At 29.9% G+C, this 15,585-nt stretch carries 13 protein-coding genes and 1 riboswitch; of the genes, 12 read left to right on the top strand and 1 reads right to left on the bottom strand.

Features of this window, described 5'->3' with window-relative positions; translation table 11 throughout:
• Positions 1–284: 284 nt before the first annotated feature.
• Complete coding sequence (locus RDK80_RS12995) at positions 285–1,010, bottom strand: YhcN/YlaJ family sporulation lipoprotein (RefSeq protein WP_308524506.1); 726 nt, start codon at positions 1,008–1,010, stop codon at positions 285–287.
• Positions 1,011–1,193: 183 nt separating this feature from the next.
• Here RDK80_RS12995 and aroE point away from each other — a divergent pair, with 183 nt between their 5' ends.
• From aroE to RDK80_RS12935, 12 genes are all read left to right on the top strand, one after another.
• Positions 1,194–2,060, top strand: a complete 867-nt coding sequence (gene aroE, locus RDK80_RS12990) for a shikimate dehydrogenase (protein ID WP_308524505.1) — start codon at positions 1,194–1,196, stop codon at positions 2,058–2,060.
• A 35-nt stretch (positions 2,061–2,095) separates the two neighbouring features.
• Positions 2,096–3,778 (top strand): GspE/PulE family protein, encoded by a 1,683-nt coding sequence (locus RDK80_RS12985; RefSeq protein ID WP_094900244.1) that lies wholly within the window; start codon positions 2,096–2,098, stop codon positions 3,776–3,778.
• 11 nt (positions 3,779–3,789) lie between these two features.
• Complete coding sequence (locus RDK80_RS12980; RefSeq protein WP_308524504.1) at positions 3,790–4,842, top strand: type IV pilus twitching motility protein PilT; 1,053 nt, start codon at positions 3,790–3,792, stop codon at positions 4,840–4,842.
• A gap of 11 nt (positions 4,843–4,853) precedes the next feature.
• Positions 4,854–6,056: a type II secretion system F family protein gene (locus RDK80_RS12975; RefSeq protein ID WP_094900246.1), complete on the top strand. Its 1,203-nt coding sequence runs from the start codon at positions 4,854–4,856 to the stop codon at positions 6,054–6,056.
• A gap of 112 nt (positions 6,057–6,168) precedes the next feature.
• A riboswitch (cyclic di-GMP riboswitch) is annotated at positions 6,169–6,260 on the top strand.
• Positions 6,261–6,470: 210 nt separating this feature from the next.
• Entirely contained in the window at positions 6,471–6,878 is a 408-nt protein-coding gene (locus RDK80_RS12970) for a type II secretion system protein (RefSeq protein WP_308524503.1), read from the top strand.
• A 324-nt stretch (positions 6,879–7,202) separates the two neighbouring features.
• Entirely contained in the window at positions 7,203–7,658 is a 456-nt protein-coding gene (locus RDK80_RS12965; protein WP_308524502.1) for a hypothetical protein, read from the top strand.
• Between the two features lie 22 nt (positions 7,659–7,680).
• A complete protein-coding gene (locus RDK80_RS12960; protein WP_308524501.1) occupies positions 7,681–9,285 on the top strand; it encodes a prepilin-type N-terminal cleavage/methylation domain-containing protein in 1,605 nt (534 codons plus the stop codon).
• 18 nt (positions 9,286–9,303) lie between these two features.
• Positions 9,304–11,715 carry a prepilin-type N-terminal cleavage/methylation domain-containing protein gene (locus RDK80_RS12955; protein WP_308524500.1) on the top strand — a complete coding sequence of 804 codons (2,412 nt, stop codon included), beginning with the start codon at positions 9,304–9,306 and terminating at the stop codon, positions 11,713–11,715.
• 45 nt (positions 11,716–11,760) lie between these two features.
• Positions 11,761–12,522, top strand: a complete 762-nt coding sequence (locus tag RDK80_RS12950) for an A24 family peptidase (RefSeq protein WP_094900251.1) — start codon at positions 11,761–11,763, stop codon at positions 12,520–12,522.
• Positions 12,523–12,574: 52 nt separating this feature from the next.
• A complete protein-coding gene (pilM, locus tag RDK80_RS12945; protein WP_308524499.1) occupies positions 12,575–13,639 on the top strand; it encodes a pilus assembly protein PilM in 1,065 nt (354 codons plus the stop codon).
• A 2-nt stretch (positions 13,640–13,641) separates the two neighbouring features.
• Positions 13,642–14,220 carry a PilN domain-containing protein gene (locus RDK80_RS12940; protein ID WP_308524498.1) on the top strand — a complete coding sequence of 193 codons (579 nt, stop codon included), beginning with the start codon at positions 13,642–13,644 and terminating at the stop codon, positions 14,218–14,220.
• Positions 14,189–15,577, top strand: a complete 1,389-nt coding sequence (locus RDK80_RS12935) for a LysM domain-containing protein (protein ID WP_308524497.1) — start codon at positions 14,189–14,191, stop codon at positions 15,575–15,577. Before RDK80_RS12940 ends, RDK80_RS12935 begins: the two co-directional genes overlap by 32 nt.
• The last annotated feature ends 8 nt before the right edge of the window (positions 15,578–15,585 follow it).

Below are 15,585 nucleotides of genomic sequence, written 5' to 3'. Positions count from 1 at the left end.
GTTTTATATAAAAGATTATAAATAATTGTAGAGGGTTTATTATTTATAATTAGAGATTTATTAAATCAATTAAAGCCTTTGAGATTCTTGCAAATTGAAAGCAATTATATAAGTAGTTTTGATAGATGGTAATTGTAAAATACAGAGAGAAATTGCTGCTATGTTGAGTATATCTAGACTTTATGTGTCAAGAATTGAAACAAGATTACTAAATAAGCTAAATAAAACTTTAATGAGTAAATAAATTAATCCAGGTAATTTAATCCTGGATTAATTTACTATACCTATCTAACGGGAGCTGTTCTAATAGGAGCAGTTATTCTTGTAAGAATATCTTCTATATCTGTAACAAATGTAGATATAGGATGACCACTGTTTATATTGGTACTTATAGTTCTTATTCTAGTGTGAAGAGTAGGGTCTGAAGTTACAGAAACATGTTTTATGTTTTTATCAGCAACTTTTACAGCAGCTTCTACTTTTTTTCTAAGATCAGAACTTACAGTATGAGTTGTAGTACCTGTAGTAGTTGTATTTCCAATGCTAGTTGTAATTCCTTTGGTAGCTGTATTTCCCTCTAGTTCACATCCCACAAGGGCTGTATTTCCATGAATTATTACGGAAGCACCTTTCACTTCTGGTAATTCAGCTACTCGTTTCGCTATAGCAGTTGCTCTAGTTGATAAATTATTGTTTGCTATATTACCATTATCAGTGGTTCCAGGGACTAAATTGTTACCTCTTAGACTATCATAAGTCATTGGAGTGTTTCTAAGCGCATTGTTGTTGAGATTAGTGTTATCTCTAACCATACCATTGTTTAGATTAGTATTTAATCTATCCCTAGTATTATAAGGTGTATTAGTCATCCAACGATTATTTAAGTTATCGTTATATAGTCTAGTTTGTGTAGACATATTTCTCATATTTGTATTCGCTGGACGACAGCCAGCCATTGCTACTAGTAAAACTATAGATAATCCTAAAATTTTGATTTTATTTTTTTTCAAATCATCCACCTCCTACAAATAGTTTTGCACGGAATAGTTTTTTTATTTAGACTAGTTTTTATCCAATTTGTATAATCTAGCCAGATTTAAATTTTTTTGTTTTTATTATTAGATATATAGACAGTCATAATATTAGCAGGCTGGCTTTTATGGTATAATAAAATTAATGACAGGAGGGAAAAAATGGAAATCACTTGGAATACAAAACTTTATTGTTTAATAGGAAAACCAATAGATAAATCTCTATCACCGATAATACATAATAATATTTTTAAAATTTTAAATAAAGACAGTCTCTATCTAGGATTTAATATAGAAGAAACTGATTTAAAGACAACAATAAATGGATTTAAGGCAATGAAAATAGAAGGCTTTAATGTAACTATTCCATATAAGAAATCTATAATTAAATATCTAGATGATATTACTCCAGAAGCCAAAGCTATGGGGGCAGTTAATACTGTAAAAAATCATAATGGAAGATTTATTGGATATAATACAGATGGTGATGGTTTTTTACAAACTTTTCACGATAATAACATAGATATAAAAGGTAAAAATATTTTGCTTATAGGTGCAGGAGGAGCTGCATACGCGATTGCAAATGCATTGGTGAAGAAAGATATATATAGTATAACTATTGCTAATAGAACCTTAGATAATAGCTTCTTATTGCAAAAAAAGATAAAAAAGATAAATGATAAAATTTTAATAGAGATAACGAATTTAAATTTAGATAATATAGATAAAAAAAATATAGATATTATTATTAATTCCACATCCATAGGTATGTATCCTTTAGAAAATATGGCACCACTGGAATTAAGTGGATTTTCTACTAATACTATTGCTTATGATATAGTATATAAACCATATGAAACTAAATTAATAAAAGAGGCTAAAGTCAGAGGTATGAAATCATTTAATGGAATATCTATGCTCTTAAATCAAGCTATTTTTAGTCAAAATATTTGGGGGAATTTAGATAAAAAAATAAATTTGGAAATATTTAAAAAAATAGAAGGAATTTTGACTAATTATATAGAATAATACAACGAAGGATAATAATACTTGAAGGTGATGGAATGATAAATAAAAAATTAAAGCTGGGAGAATTATTACTATATGCTGGAAAAATAACTGAAATTCAACTTAAAAATGCTTTAGATATACAGAAAAGGTCAGGGAAAAAGTTAGGAGAAGTTATTGTTGCTGAAAAATTTACCACTGAGGATGATATTATTGAGGTATTAGAATTTCAGCTAGGAATACCACATGTAGATTTAGATAAGTATCAAATAAATTCGTCTGTAGCCACAATCATTCCAGAAAATATAGTTAGGCGATATGAACTCATAGCGATAGATAAAAGAGATGATATTCTTATAGTAGCTATGGTTGATCCATTGAATATTTTTGCTTTAGATGATGTTAAAATTTTCGTTAAATCAGAGATTCAACCAGTTATTTCAACAAAGGAAAAACTGTTAAAAGCAATAGATAGATTTTATAGTGGAGAAACTACAAAAAAAGTATTAGAAGAATTTGAAGAGAATTTTTTACCTATTAATACAGATGATGTAGAGGACTCTGAGCTATTAGAAGTAACCAGTGCTCCAATAGTGAAACTCTTAAACTCTATAATCGAACAAGCTGTACGGGAAAGAGCATCTGATATACATATAGAGCCATATGCTGAAGATATAAGAGTGCGATTTCGTATAGATGGAGATTTAAGAGAGGTTATGATACTTGCTAAAGGTAGTCTTTCAGGTATAGTTACTAGGATTAAAATTATTGGAAAAATGAATATTGCAGAAAAAAGAATACCTCAAGACGGTAGAGTAGAAACTAAAATAAATGGTAAGGAAATAGATATGAGAATATCTACTTTGCCAACAGTTTATGGAGAAAAGATTGTAATAAGATTACTAGATAGGTCTAATTTTATGTTCACAAAGGAAGCATTAGGTTTCAGCAAGGATGGGTTAGAAATATTCAATAAGATTCTAGCTCAACCATATGGAATGATATTAGTTACAGGACCTACAGGGAGTGGAAAGACTACTACTTTATATACTGTTCTTCAAGAGTTAAATCAAATAGAAAAAAATATAATCACTATAGAGGATCCAGTAGAGTATAAATTAAATGGAATCAATCAAGTACAGGTAAATACAAAGGCTGGATTAACCTTTGCCTCTGGACTTAGAGCCATACTTAGACAAGACCCAGATATAGTAATGGTAGGAGAAATAAGGGATAGCGAAACTGCCGAGATAGCAATTAGGGCAGCAATTACTGGACATTTAGTTCTTTCGACTTTACATACTAATGACAGTCCTTCTACCGTTGCAAGGCTTATTGATATGGGAATAGAATCATATTTAGTATCATCAGCTATTATAGGAGTCGTATCTCAAAGATTAATAAAATTACTTTGTCCAAAATGTAAGACGTCTTATGAGGCTGGGTATTTAGAAAAAAAAATCTTGGGTATGGAAGAAAAAGATAAATTGATATTAAATAAAGCCGTAGGATGTAGTTTTTGTAACAATGGATATAAAGGGAGAAGGGCAGTACATGAATTGATGCCAATTAATGAAAGTATTAGGCAACTTATAGATAAAGGAGCTAATATAGATGAATTAAGGACACAAGCTATAAAAGATGGAATGCATACATTATTAGAATCAGCAGCAAGCTTAGCAATTAGAGGAGACACTTCCTATGATGAAGTATTAAGAGTAGGATTTACATTGGGATAGGGGGACATAAAATGAATATAATTGAACTTGTGAACATAGCTACTTCTAAAAAGGCATCTGACATTCATATAACAGTCGGAATGCCTCCTGTTTTAAGAATAAATGGTCAGCTGATAAACTTTGGCGAAGAAAAATTAAGACCAGACGATACAAAAACTTTAGTTTATGAAACTTTGAATGAGCATTTAATAAAAGAATTAGAAGAAAATGGTGAAGTAGACACTTCCTTTTCTAGTCCAGGAATAGGTAGATATAGAGTAAATGCATATAAGCAAAGAGGATCCTATGGTATGGCATTAAGAATAATTCCGTTAGAAATACCTAACATAGATGACTTGGGACTTCCGCCAGTGGTAAAAGATTTAGCTAGATTACCTCGTGGACTTATTTTGGTTACTGGCCCTACAGGAAGTGGAAAATCCACAACCTTAGCTACTATGATAAATCAAATAAATAATGAAAGAAAATGCCACATATTGACTCTTGAAGATCCTATAGAATATTTACATAAACATAATAAAAGTATAGTAAATCAGAGAGAAATAGGTACGGATTCTAAATCCTTTGCATCAAGTCTTAGGGCTGCTTTAAGGCAAGATCCAGATGTTATATTAGTTGGAGAAATGAGAGACTTAGAGACGATATCTATAGCGCTTACTGCAGCTGAAACAGGTCATCTTGTGTTATCAACTTTGCACACCAATGGAGCTGCAAAGACTATAGATAGGATAATAGACGTGTTTCCACCACATCAGCAGCAGCAAGTGAGAGTACAGTTCTCATCGGCTATTCAGGCAATAATATCTCAGCAATTATTGCCAAAGACAGATGAATCTGGAAGGGTAGCTGCCTTTGAAATAATGGTAGCAACATCAGCCATAAGAAATTTAATTCGAGAAGATAAGATTCATCAAATAGATACAGCGATACAAACAGGAGCAAAATATCAGATGCAACCTATGGATTCGTCATTACTTGAGCTCTGTAAAAGAGGATTAATATCTAAGGATATAGCTTTAATGCAGGCGATAAATCAAGAAAATATTAGAAAATATATTATTTAGGATGTGACCCTATGATATATAGGTATAAAGCAGTATCTCAAGATGGAGAAATGATAGAAGGGTATTTTGAAGGAAGTGAGAAGTCGGATGTATTAGCAATGCTAAAGGGAAATAACTATCTGACGGTTTCAATAGAGAAGGATATAGAGGCGGAAGCGCAGATAGATATCTTTTCTAGCAAAGTTAAAAAGAAAGATTTAGCAGTATTTTGCAGACAATTTTATACAATGTTAGATGCAGGTATAGGCATAGTAAAATGTATAGAAATATTAGAGAAACAATCTGAAAATAAAAATTTAGTTAAGGCATTAGGAGCATTATATGAAAATGTTCAGAAAGGGTTTACCTTATCTGAAGGAATGAAAAAACATCCCAAGGTATTTCCAGCACTCCTTATAAATATGATTGAAGCAGGAGAAGTCAGTGGAAACTTAGATACAATAATGGAAAGAATGGCGGTACATTTTGAGAAGGAAAACAAATTGGAAAACAAAATTAAATCAGCGTTAATATATCCAATAGCATTAGCAGTAGTTTCCATTGCAGTGGTTATATTCTTATTAGTAGCTGTTATGCCGACTTTCATAGGTATGTTTGAATCTAGCGGACAAGCATTACCAGTTCCTACACAGGTTTTACTCAATATAAGTAATTGGCTAACAAATTTCTGGTATATATTTATAGTAATAGTCGTGGGAATGATAGCAGGATTTGGCACTTTTAGGCAAACACCTATTGGCAGGAATTTTTTAGATACATTAAAGCTCAAAATCCCAATAGTAAAAGATACAAATGTAAAAATAATTACATCAAGATTTACAAGGACTTTATCAACTCTAATATCTAGTGGTATTCCTTTACTTCAATCCATAGATGTGGTAGCCAAAGTAGTAGGAAATAAAGTAGTACATGATAGATTAGCAATAGCAGCTGAAAATGTAAGAAAAGGAGTTGCTTTGTCTAGAGCAATTAACGAAATGGGAGTATTTCCGCCAATGGTAGATTCCATGATAAAAATAGGAGAAGAATCAGGTTCTCTTGATGATATATTATACAAAACAGCAGATTTCTACGATGATGAAGTAGAAGTAGCTTTACAAAGAATGACTAGCCTGATGGAACCTCTTATGTTAGTTGTTATGGCAGTGGTCATTGGGTTTATAGTTATAGCTATGGCAATGCCGATGTTTGATATGGTGAATACCATACAGTAATAAATAATTGAAAATGAACAGTTTACAATTAAAACGAATTATTCATTTACCAAATATTGACAATTAAAAGGGATTATTATAATATAAAATAAATTAAATTATCGAAAAATGAATATTTCCTCGGCAAAGTTAAGGAAACTTAGCGACGCAAAGCTTGAGTCTAAGGTTATCCAATAGGATAATGATGATCGTTCAGCTGCATAAATAGTTGTATTATTTATGCAGCTTTTTTGTACGATAAAACTATTTTAATAAATTAAAGAGATATGGATACAATGCACAATTAAAAACATTAAAACCTTAAAATTGTTCACTTTGCATTGTGAATTGACAGAAATGTAGTGGTTTAGGAAAGAGATCATTATTATACTTATATAATTATTTTTAAAATATAAAATTAAGGGGGAAAGGCAAATGTTAAAATGGATTAACAAGAAAAGAAACAGAAAAGGATTTACTTTAGTGGAGTTAGTGGTAGTTATTGCAATATTGGGGATATTGGCAGCTATAGCTGTGCCGAAGTTAGGCTCCTCAAGAAAAGGTGCAAAGATAGCTACTCATAATGCTAATGTCAGAATTTTAAAGAGTATAGCAACAATGTATATTGCAGAACATCCAGATGCAGGTAGTGATGAATTAATAGAAAAAAATTTAAAAGGTTATCTTGATGGAGATAAATATCCTGATGTTCCAAGTGGTCTGGAAGATTTAAAAGATGGTGCAAATAATAAGATAGAAGGACCATATGAAATTTCATTAGATTCAGGAAATATAATTGTTAAGCCAGGAGAATACAAAGATAATGATAGGCAAGATGAGTAATATACTGATAAGAGACAATTAATTTATTAAAGTATTAACTATATAATGATATTAATCTCCTAATATGGATTACTTATAGGTTTATTTTAGGAAATTAAGTGAGAAAAATATTGCTTTCACTTTCTGATATTGTTCTAGTTGTGGTGCAAGCCTTAAATAATATGACTTAATATCAGCATCTAATTTCATAAGTTAAAGAGGAAATACAGATATTGTAGGGAGATTTTCTCCCTACAGTGTCAAAATACTGTGCTATGTAACGAGATGTCTAAGGACATCTGGTTAGATAGTATAGATAATATAAATTGATTGAAAGGTGATGGGATGAATTACGTAAATAAGAACCTAAAAAGAGTTAAAGGTTTTGTATTGCCAGTAGTTTTAATGGTAATGGTAGTGTTGTCAATTTTATTTATTTCGATTATAACAATCGCCCAATCAAATACTAAGCAAATTACAACTCAAGAAAATAATTTGAGGGCATATTATTTAGCTAGATCAGGTATAGACATAGCATATGCGGCTTTGATGGAGGAAAAAGATGGTGATTTAAAGATATATAAGTTTATAAAAGATACGAAAGATACCTTGACTCATAAGAACCTTGCTTTACCTAATGAGATAGATCCTGTCGGGTATGTGGATATAGAAATTTCGAAGGAAGATGATGAAATTAAAATTCGTGCTGCTGCTAAAACAGCAAAGGGATCTGGAACTTCATCTTTATCACTTTATATTGATAAGAATAATCTTAGTAGGACTAGATGGATAAAAGAATAATATAAGGTCAAGAGGGATCTGCATGAATAAAAGAAAAGGATTTACTTTAATAGAATTGATTATAGCAATAAGTATAGGACTTATGGTAATGGTTATTGCCTATAATATCTTATTTATAGGAATAAGAGGACATTCGAGTACATTTAGATCCTTTGAAAATCAAGCCGATATCAGATATGCCATTGAAACTACTAATAATGCCATAAGATTTTCAACAGTGGGGTTTATGGTAACTGAAGATGATTTCAAACCAGTCGTTGAGAATGGTGATATAAAAGGGTTAGTTAAACCTTGGAACTATATAGGGTTAGGGCCTGATAAAAAATCAATTGTACATTATAAATATGTATCCATTGATGGTAAAACGGGTTATTATAAGATGGATGTTCTAACCCATGGATTAGAAGATTTGATATATGATTTGAAATTTACTAAACCGAGTGAAACTCAAGAAGATAAAATAATTAGATATATGCTTAAAGTCAGTAATAATAGGAAATCCGATACTATAGCTACTGAAGTTGAGGCTATTAATGCACTTCACATTATAGATTGGGGAGATGCAAAGAAGCCAGCTATTGCGTTAGCTTATAGAACAGAGGAGACACCGGAAATCCATAAAAAGCCTGTTGCTGCGATATCTATGGTGCTAGATACATCAGGAAGTATGAATTGGGGTATGAATGGTGAAGGAACTACAACTACAGGGATAAATGGAAATAATCCCGTTAGGTTAAGTCTTTTAAAGAATACATTAAATGATCCAAATGGAGGCTTGTTTTCTATATTTAAGGAATCTGATGTTTATGTAAGTTTAGTCCCATTTTCTTATAATGCAAATATGCCACATAGTAATTACAACAGTAAAGATGTAAACAGAATAGATCTATCTAGTTTTTATAATGTTAAAATCAGTGATGAAAAAAATAAATTACAGACCATGGTCAATGCCTTAACTGCAGATGGTGCTACTAATACTGGAGACGGTATGAGGAGAGCATATTATCAATTAAAGAAATTTAATGAAAATAAAAGCAGTTATGAATTAAACTCTAAACAGCAAGTGAAGAACTACATGGTAGTTCTTGTAGACGGTGTAACAACTGCAGGAAGTGCAAATATTAATATTAGAAGGAATGGTTATGGATACTTTGATAACTTTCTTACTAGTATGGAGGATCTAGGCATATTTTATACGAATAATAGAAATTTAAGTGGATATGGATGGTTAGCAGGCAAACATCCCAGTGGATATACTTATTATTTAACAAATCAAAAACATTCAGTAGGGAATGGAGTGTCTTTAGACATTACATATGGTGAACCATATGTACAAAAAATTGGAGAAATGATACAAGGTTCAAAGATTATAGATCAAGCCTTTATCATTGGATATTCAAATACTAAGGACAGATATGGGAAATTCTATGAATTAGAAAGTGTGACAAACATAGCTAGATCTTTTGGAATAACTGTAGGAGATAATGAAGCAAATGAAAAGTTTATAAACAATGATTTTGTTTTTGTGGCAACAGATAGAGAAAGTTTAAGGGAAGCGTTTGAGAATATTGGTGGATATATTAATGAGGAATTATGGCAAATAGACGGTCCAAAGTTAAAACCTTAGTAGGGGGCTCGTACAGGAATGATAAATAATAAAAGAAGTGGTCTCACACTTATTGAAGTTATTTTAGCAATGCTTATTTTATCTATACTCTTAATCACCTATATTACTGCATTTGGTCAAGGTTCTATTATTGTAAATAAGGGAAAGGATATTACAAAAGATACCTTTAGTTATCAGGAAATAATGGAAAACCTTATAATTGATGTCAAACGAAATTTCATAGAAAATGATGAAGCTGAAGATTATAAGATTGAGATATTTACAGATTATGGGGATTATAAGACAGCTGTAGATGTAAAAGAAATTAGAACAGACATAAGAGGCAATCGTCAGTATGTATCTTATGTAACTAACTATCAAATTAAAGAACCAGAATCACCTAAGATAGAGCCGTTTTCTGTAGGAGTTTACGATTCTGAGGGCAATAGAGTTTTTCCATGGTACGAGGATGATATTAGAATTAGAGCAAGTTATACGTTACAACCTACTCCATTAATATTTGAAAATCGTATAAGATGGTATCGATCAAAGGAAGGAATTTCTAATCCGGTTTTTTCAAGTGACTATGATATGGTTTTTGAGGATATGCAAAAAGAACCAAATGCTATAAATTACACAAAGGAATTAATAAAAAGCAATAATTTATTATCAAAAAGGTTTTATTATTTTGAAGCTAGACCATATACCTTAGCTGGACGATTGGAGCATTTTAGAAATGAAGACCGTATATTGATTTTAAGCAGAGCTGGCAGTGAGGAATGGCAGGATTTTCTAGAAGACATTTATTTCAATAGGGAGGCTGTAAAAATATTTGATAGAAATAGCGAAGAAATATACTTAGACATTATGCAAAATCCAGAACATCCTACCCTTAATTTAGAATGGTCTGATAATAAAGATCCTCAAGGTGCATTGATAGCAATGAAGGTCCCAGATACTTATTCTAATACTAACTTTGAAACTAGAGTGAACTTCAGAATAGACCCTAAAGCATCAGCAGAAGGAAGTGACTTATTAGGAATAGGTATTGGCTTAATAAATATTAATAATAGTGGAATTATGGTGAATCTTGATATATTCAATAGCTTAATAAGCATTAACCAAATTGAAAATGGAGTGTATAAAAAAGTAATTCAAAAAAATAGTTTAACAGACAGTTTAGGATTTGAAAATTTTATAAATGAAAATACAAATAAATTTGATTGGGATAAAGAATATACGTTGATTTTTCAATACTTAAAAAATAATAATAAAATAAAAATTAGACTAGAAGATAAAGAGGTTTCCAGTGATTTCATTGAAATAGATTTACAAGGATATAATATTTTTCCAAACTATATTGGGTTTAAGTCCTATTCCGGTATGGACTATAAGCCAAATACAAAATATGAAATAATAAATAAATATGATAGAAATTATTCATCTCATTTGTATGATGTAAGATTTAGTAAAATAAATCTTGATGATGAGTCTATTTTATTTATGTTTGGTGGAGGTTTGGATATTTCTGCTTCTAATATTATAGGGGAGAATAAAAGTATTTATTTCGATTCAAATCTCAATTTAGAAAATATAAAAAACAATGGACATATAAAAGTAAGTAACATATATGTAAAAGAAAACTTGGAATTTCCTAAAGGTTCACATGAGTTGGGATCTAGTGAAGAACCTGGAGAGATACATGTGAATGGAGATTTTATTGAGAGTGGCAATAGGAATATTTATGGTGATTTATTTATTGGTGGCAATTTCATTTCTAAGAGTTCATCGTCTTCAATATATGGTAATCTTCATGTGGGGAAAAATCTGACTTTATGGGATGGCAGTATGAATTTATATGGTGATATATTTGTTAATGGAAACTTTAAATTAAAAGATGCAAGAATTCATAGAAATGTTTACGTAAATGGCAATGTAGAATTAGGTTGGACACCTTGGTTGGGAAGTAATTCAAAAATTTACTATACAGGTACATTAACATATCCTAATAATTATAATCAAGATATTTTAAATAGACTAATAAAAGTAAATGGTGTAGAAGAACCGAAAAGACCCACTATCCCTGAACCTAAATATCCTACATTAAAAGAAGATTCTTGGTATTTAAATAATGGATATGTATCAGGGGGGAAATTAAAAGACAATATTAAAATATATGCTAACTCTTATGTTCAAAGCAGTTGGACCCAAAGTGTAGAAGATATAATAATTGTAGCTAAAACAGGAGATATTAGAATAGAGAATTTTGGTGGAAGTACCATAAAAGGAATATTGTTTGCTCCAAATGGAAAGGTTTATCTAAATGGTGGAAGTTTTGAAGGTTTAATTATAGCAAAGAACGGAATAGATTATGTTCAAGGTGGAGGGAATATAACGATAAAAGATATTGATGAAATAATAAAAGATTCTAGCAATTATCCTTTTAAGTAATGATTTTAAATAATTATAAGTCTAGGACCAAAAAGGAGTATCATAATGCAAATAATAATTCTTATATATGGTTTAATAATAGGTTCATTTTTAAATGTATGTATATATAGGATACCAAAGGAGGAAAGCATTGTTTTTCCTTCCTCCCATTGTCCTAATTGTGGTACAAGCCTTAAATGGTGTGACTTGGTACCAGTATTTAGCTTTATAGTCCAAAGGGGGAAATGTAGATATTGCGGTGAAAAAATTTCCTTACAGTATCTTAGAATTGAACTATTAAATGCTATTATATATTTATTTATATATATACAATTTGGATTTACATTAAAGTTTTTTTTCTATACAGTTATTTTTTCTTTATTAATCGTGATTACTGCAATTGATTTAGAGCACATGATAATACCAGATATTCTTATTATATTTATTTTAGCTTTATCTATAATTTATAAAATCTTAACATTTTTATTATATAATAATTCTCTTGATTTATTAAATAGTATTGGAGGACTAGTTTTAAGTGGTCTGCTATTTATTTTAATTATTATATTATCTAAAGGCGGGATGGGAGAAGGAGATGTTACTTTAATAGCCTCACTAGGATTTATTTTAGGTATAAAAAAAATATTTCTTACAATTTTCTTATCATTTATATTTGGTGCAATTATATCAATATTTTTATTGATTATAAAAATTAAAGATAGGAAAGATCCCATACCCTTTGGCCCATTTATTATTCTAGGATTTTCAATAGTGGTTTTTTGGGGGGAACAATTGATAAGTTGGTATAAAAACATTTTTTTCATTTAATAAAATAAATACTATATTAATATTCTTATTAACATAAAAGGAGGCAATACCATTGAAATTACCATCAATTTCAAGAAAAGTCCTATCCATAGATTTTGGATCAAAAGAGATTAAATTAATAGAAGGTAGATATACAAAAAATAGTATCCAAATATTTAAAGCTATTACAATACCAGTAGAGTCTCATTTCTATAAAGATGGGGAAATTTTAGATAAGGATATATTAGTTACTTTGTTAAAAAATGCATTGAAGGAAAATAAAATTTCTACTGACTTAGCTTATGGAATTATAAATAGCTCCAGTATCATAACTAGAGAAATTACAATACCAAAGGTTTCTGAAAAGGAAATAGCACCTATAATAGAATATCAATTAAGTGATTTTCTTCCGGTAGATCCTGAAAATTATGTAGTAGATTATCTTCTAATGGGAAATAAAATAGAAGGTGAAGTAGAAAAACTAAATATTCTTTTAATAGGTATACCTAAAGATATGGTTATAAGCCATCTAGAGTTAATAAAGCAATCGGGACTTGAACCACAAATTTTGGATTATCAAGGTAATACAATGGCTAAGCTATTAAAATTTAATGGATTAGTTAATGAATTCTATAATACTAGAGACTTGTCAATAGCTTCAATAGATATGGGATATAGTAGTTCAAAACTTACCATAATAAAAAATGGAAATATTGAAGTAACCAGAATAATAGACGTAGGAGCAGAAACTATATATGAAAACTTATCATCATTTTTTAATTACTCTTGGGAAGATATAGAAAATAAGGTTATAGAAATTAAAGATGTATCTATAGTTAAGGAAGAGTTTACGGATTATTATAGAATGCTTAATATTGTAAGAACGACGATAGCTAATCTAATGGAAAAAGTTGAGATGGTATTTAGATATTATTTAACTCGTGAAATTGGAAATATTATAAATTTTATTTTACTCCAAGGAAGTTTAGCAAATATAAAAGGAATGGACAATCTATTTTCAAATTACTTTAATATACCTGCTGTTAAATTATCTAATTTAGATAGGGTAAAGTGGTCTGGAGATTTAAGTAAATTTTCTAATGCAATTGGTGGACTAATTCGTTCTGATGAGGTGTAGACATGAGAGATTTAAACTTTTTCCAAAATTATATAGAGAAAAACGAGTTTAAAATAGATAAAAAAATTATATATTTTACAGTGATAACCTTTATCTTTTTATCTTTAATAGCTTATACAGTATATAATGAAATAATCATAAGACAAGAGAAAAGAATCGTGGTAAGCCTCAGAGAAACTGCTGAAGATACTAAAACTTTGAAAAAGGTGGAAGAAATTAGAATTAAGGAAGTAGAGGTAAATGAGTTTAAGGAATCTGTAGATAAAATTAAGTTGCTAGATAAAAATATTGAAGAAAGAGATATAGTAGATGAAGCTTTGTTAGATAAAATAAATGATAATATTCCTGAAGAACTATTTCTTACATCCCTAAGTATTCAGGGAGAAGAGATTCATATAGTTGGTATATCAAAAGATAAATGGGCTATTGCAAAATTTCAAAAGGGATTAGAATGTATAGATAATTATGATGAAATCTTTGTATCAAATATATCAAAACAAGAAGATTATTATAATTTTAGTTTAAATATTACATTAAGGAGTGTGAGCGATGATACAGAAGATATGGAAGAAGAAAATTAAGATTAGAGAATTAACTAAAAATGAGAAATTTCTTTTAACCCTTTTAGGTATTATTATATTTATATGGGTAGGTTATAGGTTTATCATCACACCACAAGCTGAAAAAATGGAAAATTTAAGTGAACAAAAGCGGGAGTATCAGGGGAAAATAGATGAAATTAATGAAGTGCTTAGAAAGGAAAGTAGCATTAATAAAGAATGGGATAGATTACATAAAGAAAAAGAAGATATAGTATCTAGGTATTTCCCCAAATTAGATCAGGCACAGATAATATATCTGCTAAATAATCTGCTGGAGCAAGAGTCAGTATCTGTTGTAGATATGAACTTTAATAGACCAAGCTATGAAGATATAGGAGGTTTTCAGGTAAAGAATATGGATATATCTATACCATATAATGGCTCCTATGTTGGAGTTATAGATATTATAAAATCATTGAAAGGCAGCCCAAGAAAGATATTATTAGATAGTGTGTCTATGGATAGGGATGCTGATGGAAAGCTAAATGGAAATATGTCTCTAAAAGTATATAGTTTAGAAGGTATCACTGATACTAATTCTGATGTTGTATATATAGATATTGTAAAGGAAGAAAGTAAAAATACTCCTTTTGCTTTTTTTGAGGAGTATAAGAATAATAGTGAAGATGGAGAAAAAATTAGTGAAATAACGGAAACAAAGCCTTATATAGAGGAGATCTTATTAGATTTTGAAAATAAAAATAGTTACTTTTTACCTTCTCAAGAACTTGTGAAAGGTTCTGTTTCTCAGTCTACTAAAGCAAAGTCAAATAAATATTCCTTAAGGTTTGAATATGATATTGTTGCTATTGAAGAAGAAAATCGCGGATTTATAGATGTTTCTAAGAATAATATACTGCTAAAATATCCACCAAATACTATTGGGCTTTGGGTTTATTCCTATGACTATTCTCCTGCTACTATAGGCATTCTTTTCCGTGATCAGATGGGTGATGAAACTTACGTTCCTCTTGCTGAAGGTATAGGATGGACTGGCTGGAAATATATTGAAACGATTCCTCCAGAGGATTTGAAAATTTATCCTCTTAAGTTGGAAAAATTATATGTAGAAATTCCTAAGGATAGAGATAATTATGGAGTACTTTTAATGGATAGGCTTGAAGCTATATATACTAGAAATATTGATGAAGATGGTAATGATATGAGTGTGGGGGATTATATATTCCATGTAGTAGAAAAGGGCGATAGTTTTGAGAGTATTAGTATTAAATATTATGGAAGTAATAAATATAAAAATGAAATATTAAAGCTTAATGAAATGAAAGCTAGCGATACACTTCCTATTGGTAAAGTTCTTGTACTAAAAAAGCGATGAGAAGGTGA

Origin of the sequence: uncultured Tissierella sp. (assembly GCF_902479755.1) — a bacterium.
In the GTDB taxonomy this organism is placed as follows: Bacteria; Bacillota; Clostridia; order Tissierellales; family Tissierellaceae; genus Tissierella; species Tissierella carlieri.
The sequence above is the reverse complement of the archived record's forward strand: the minus strand, read 5'-3'. Positions and strand labels throughout refer to the sequence as shown.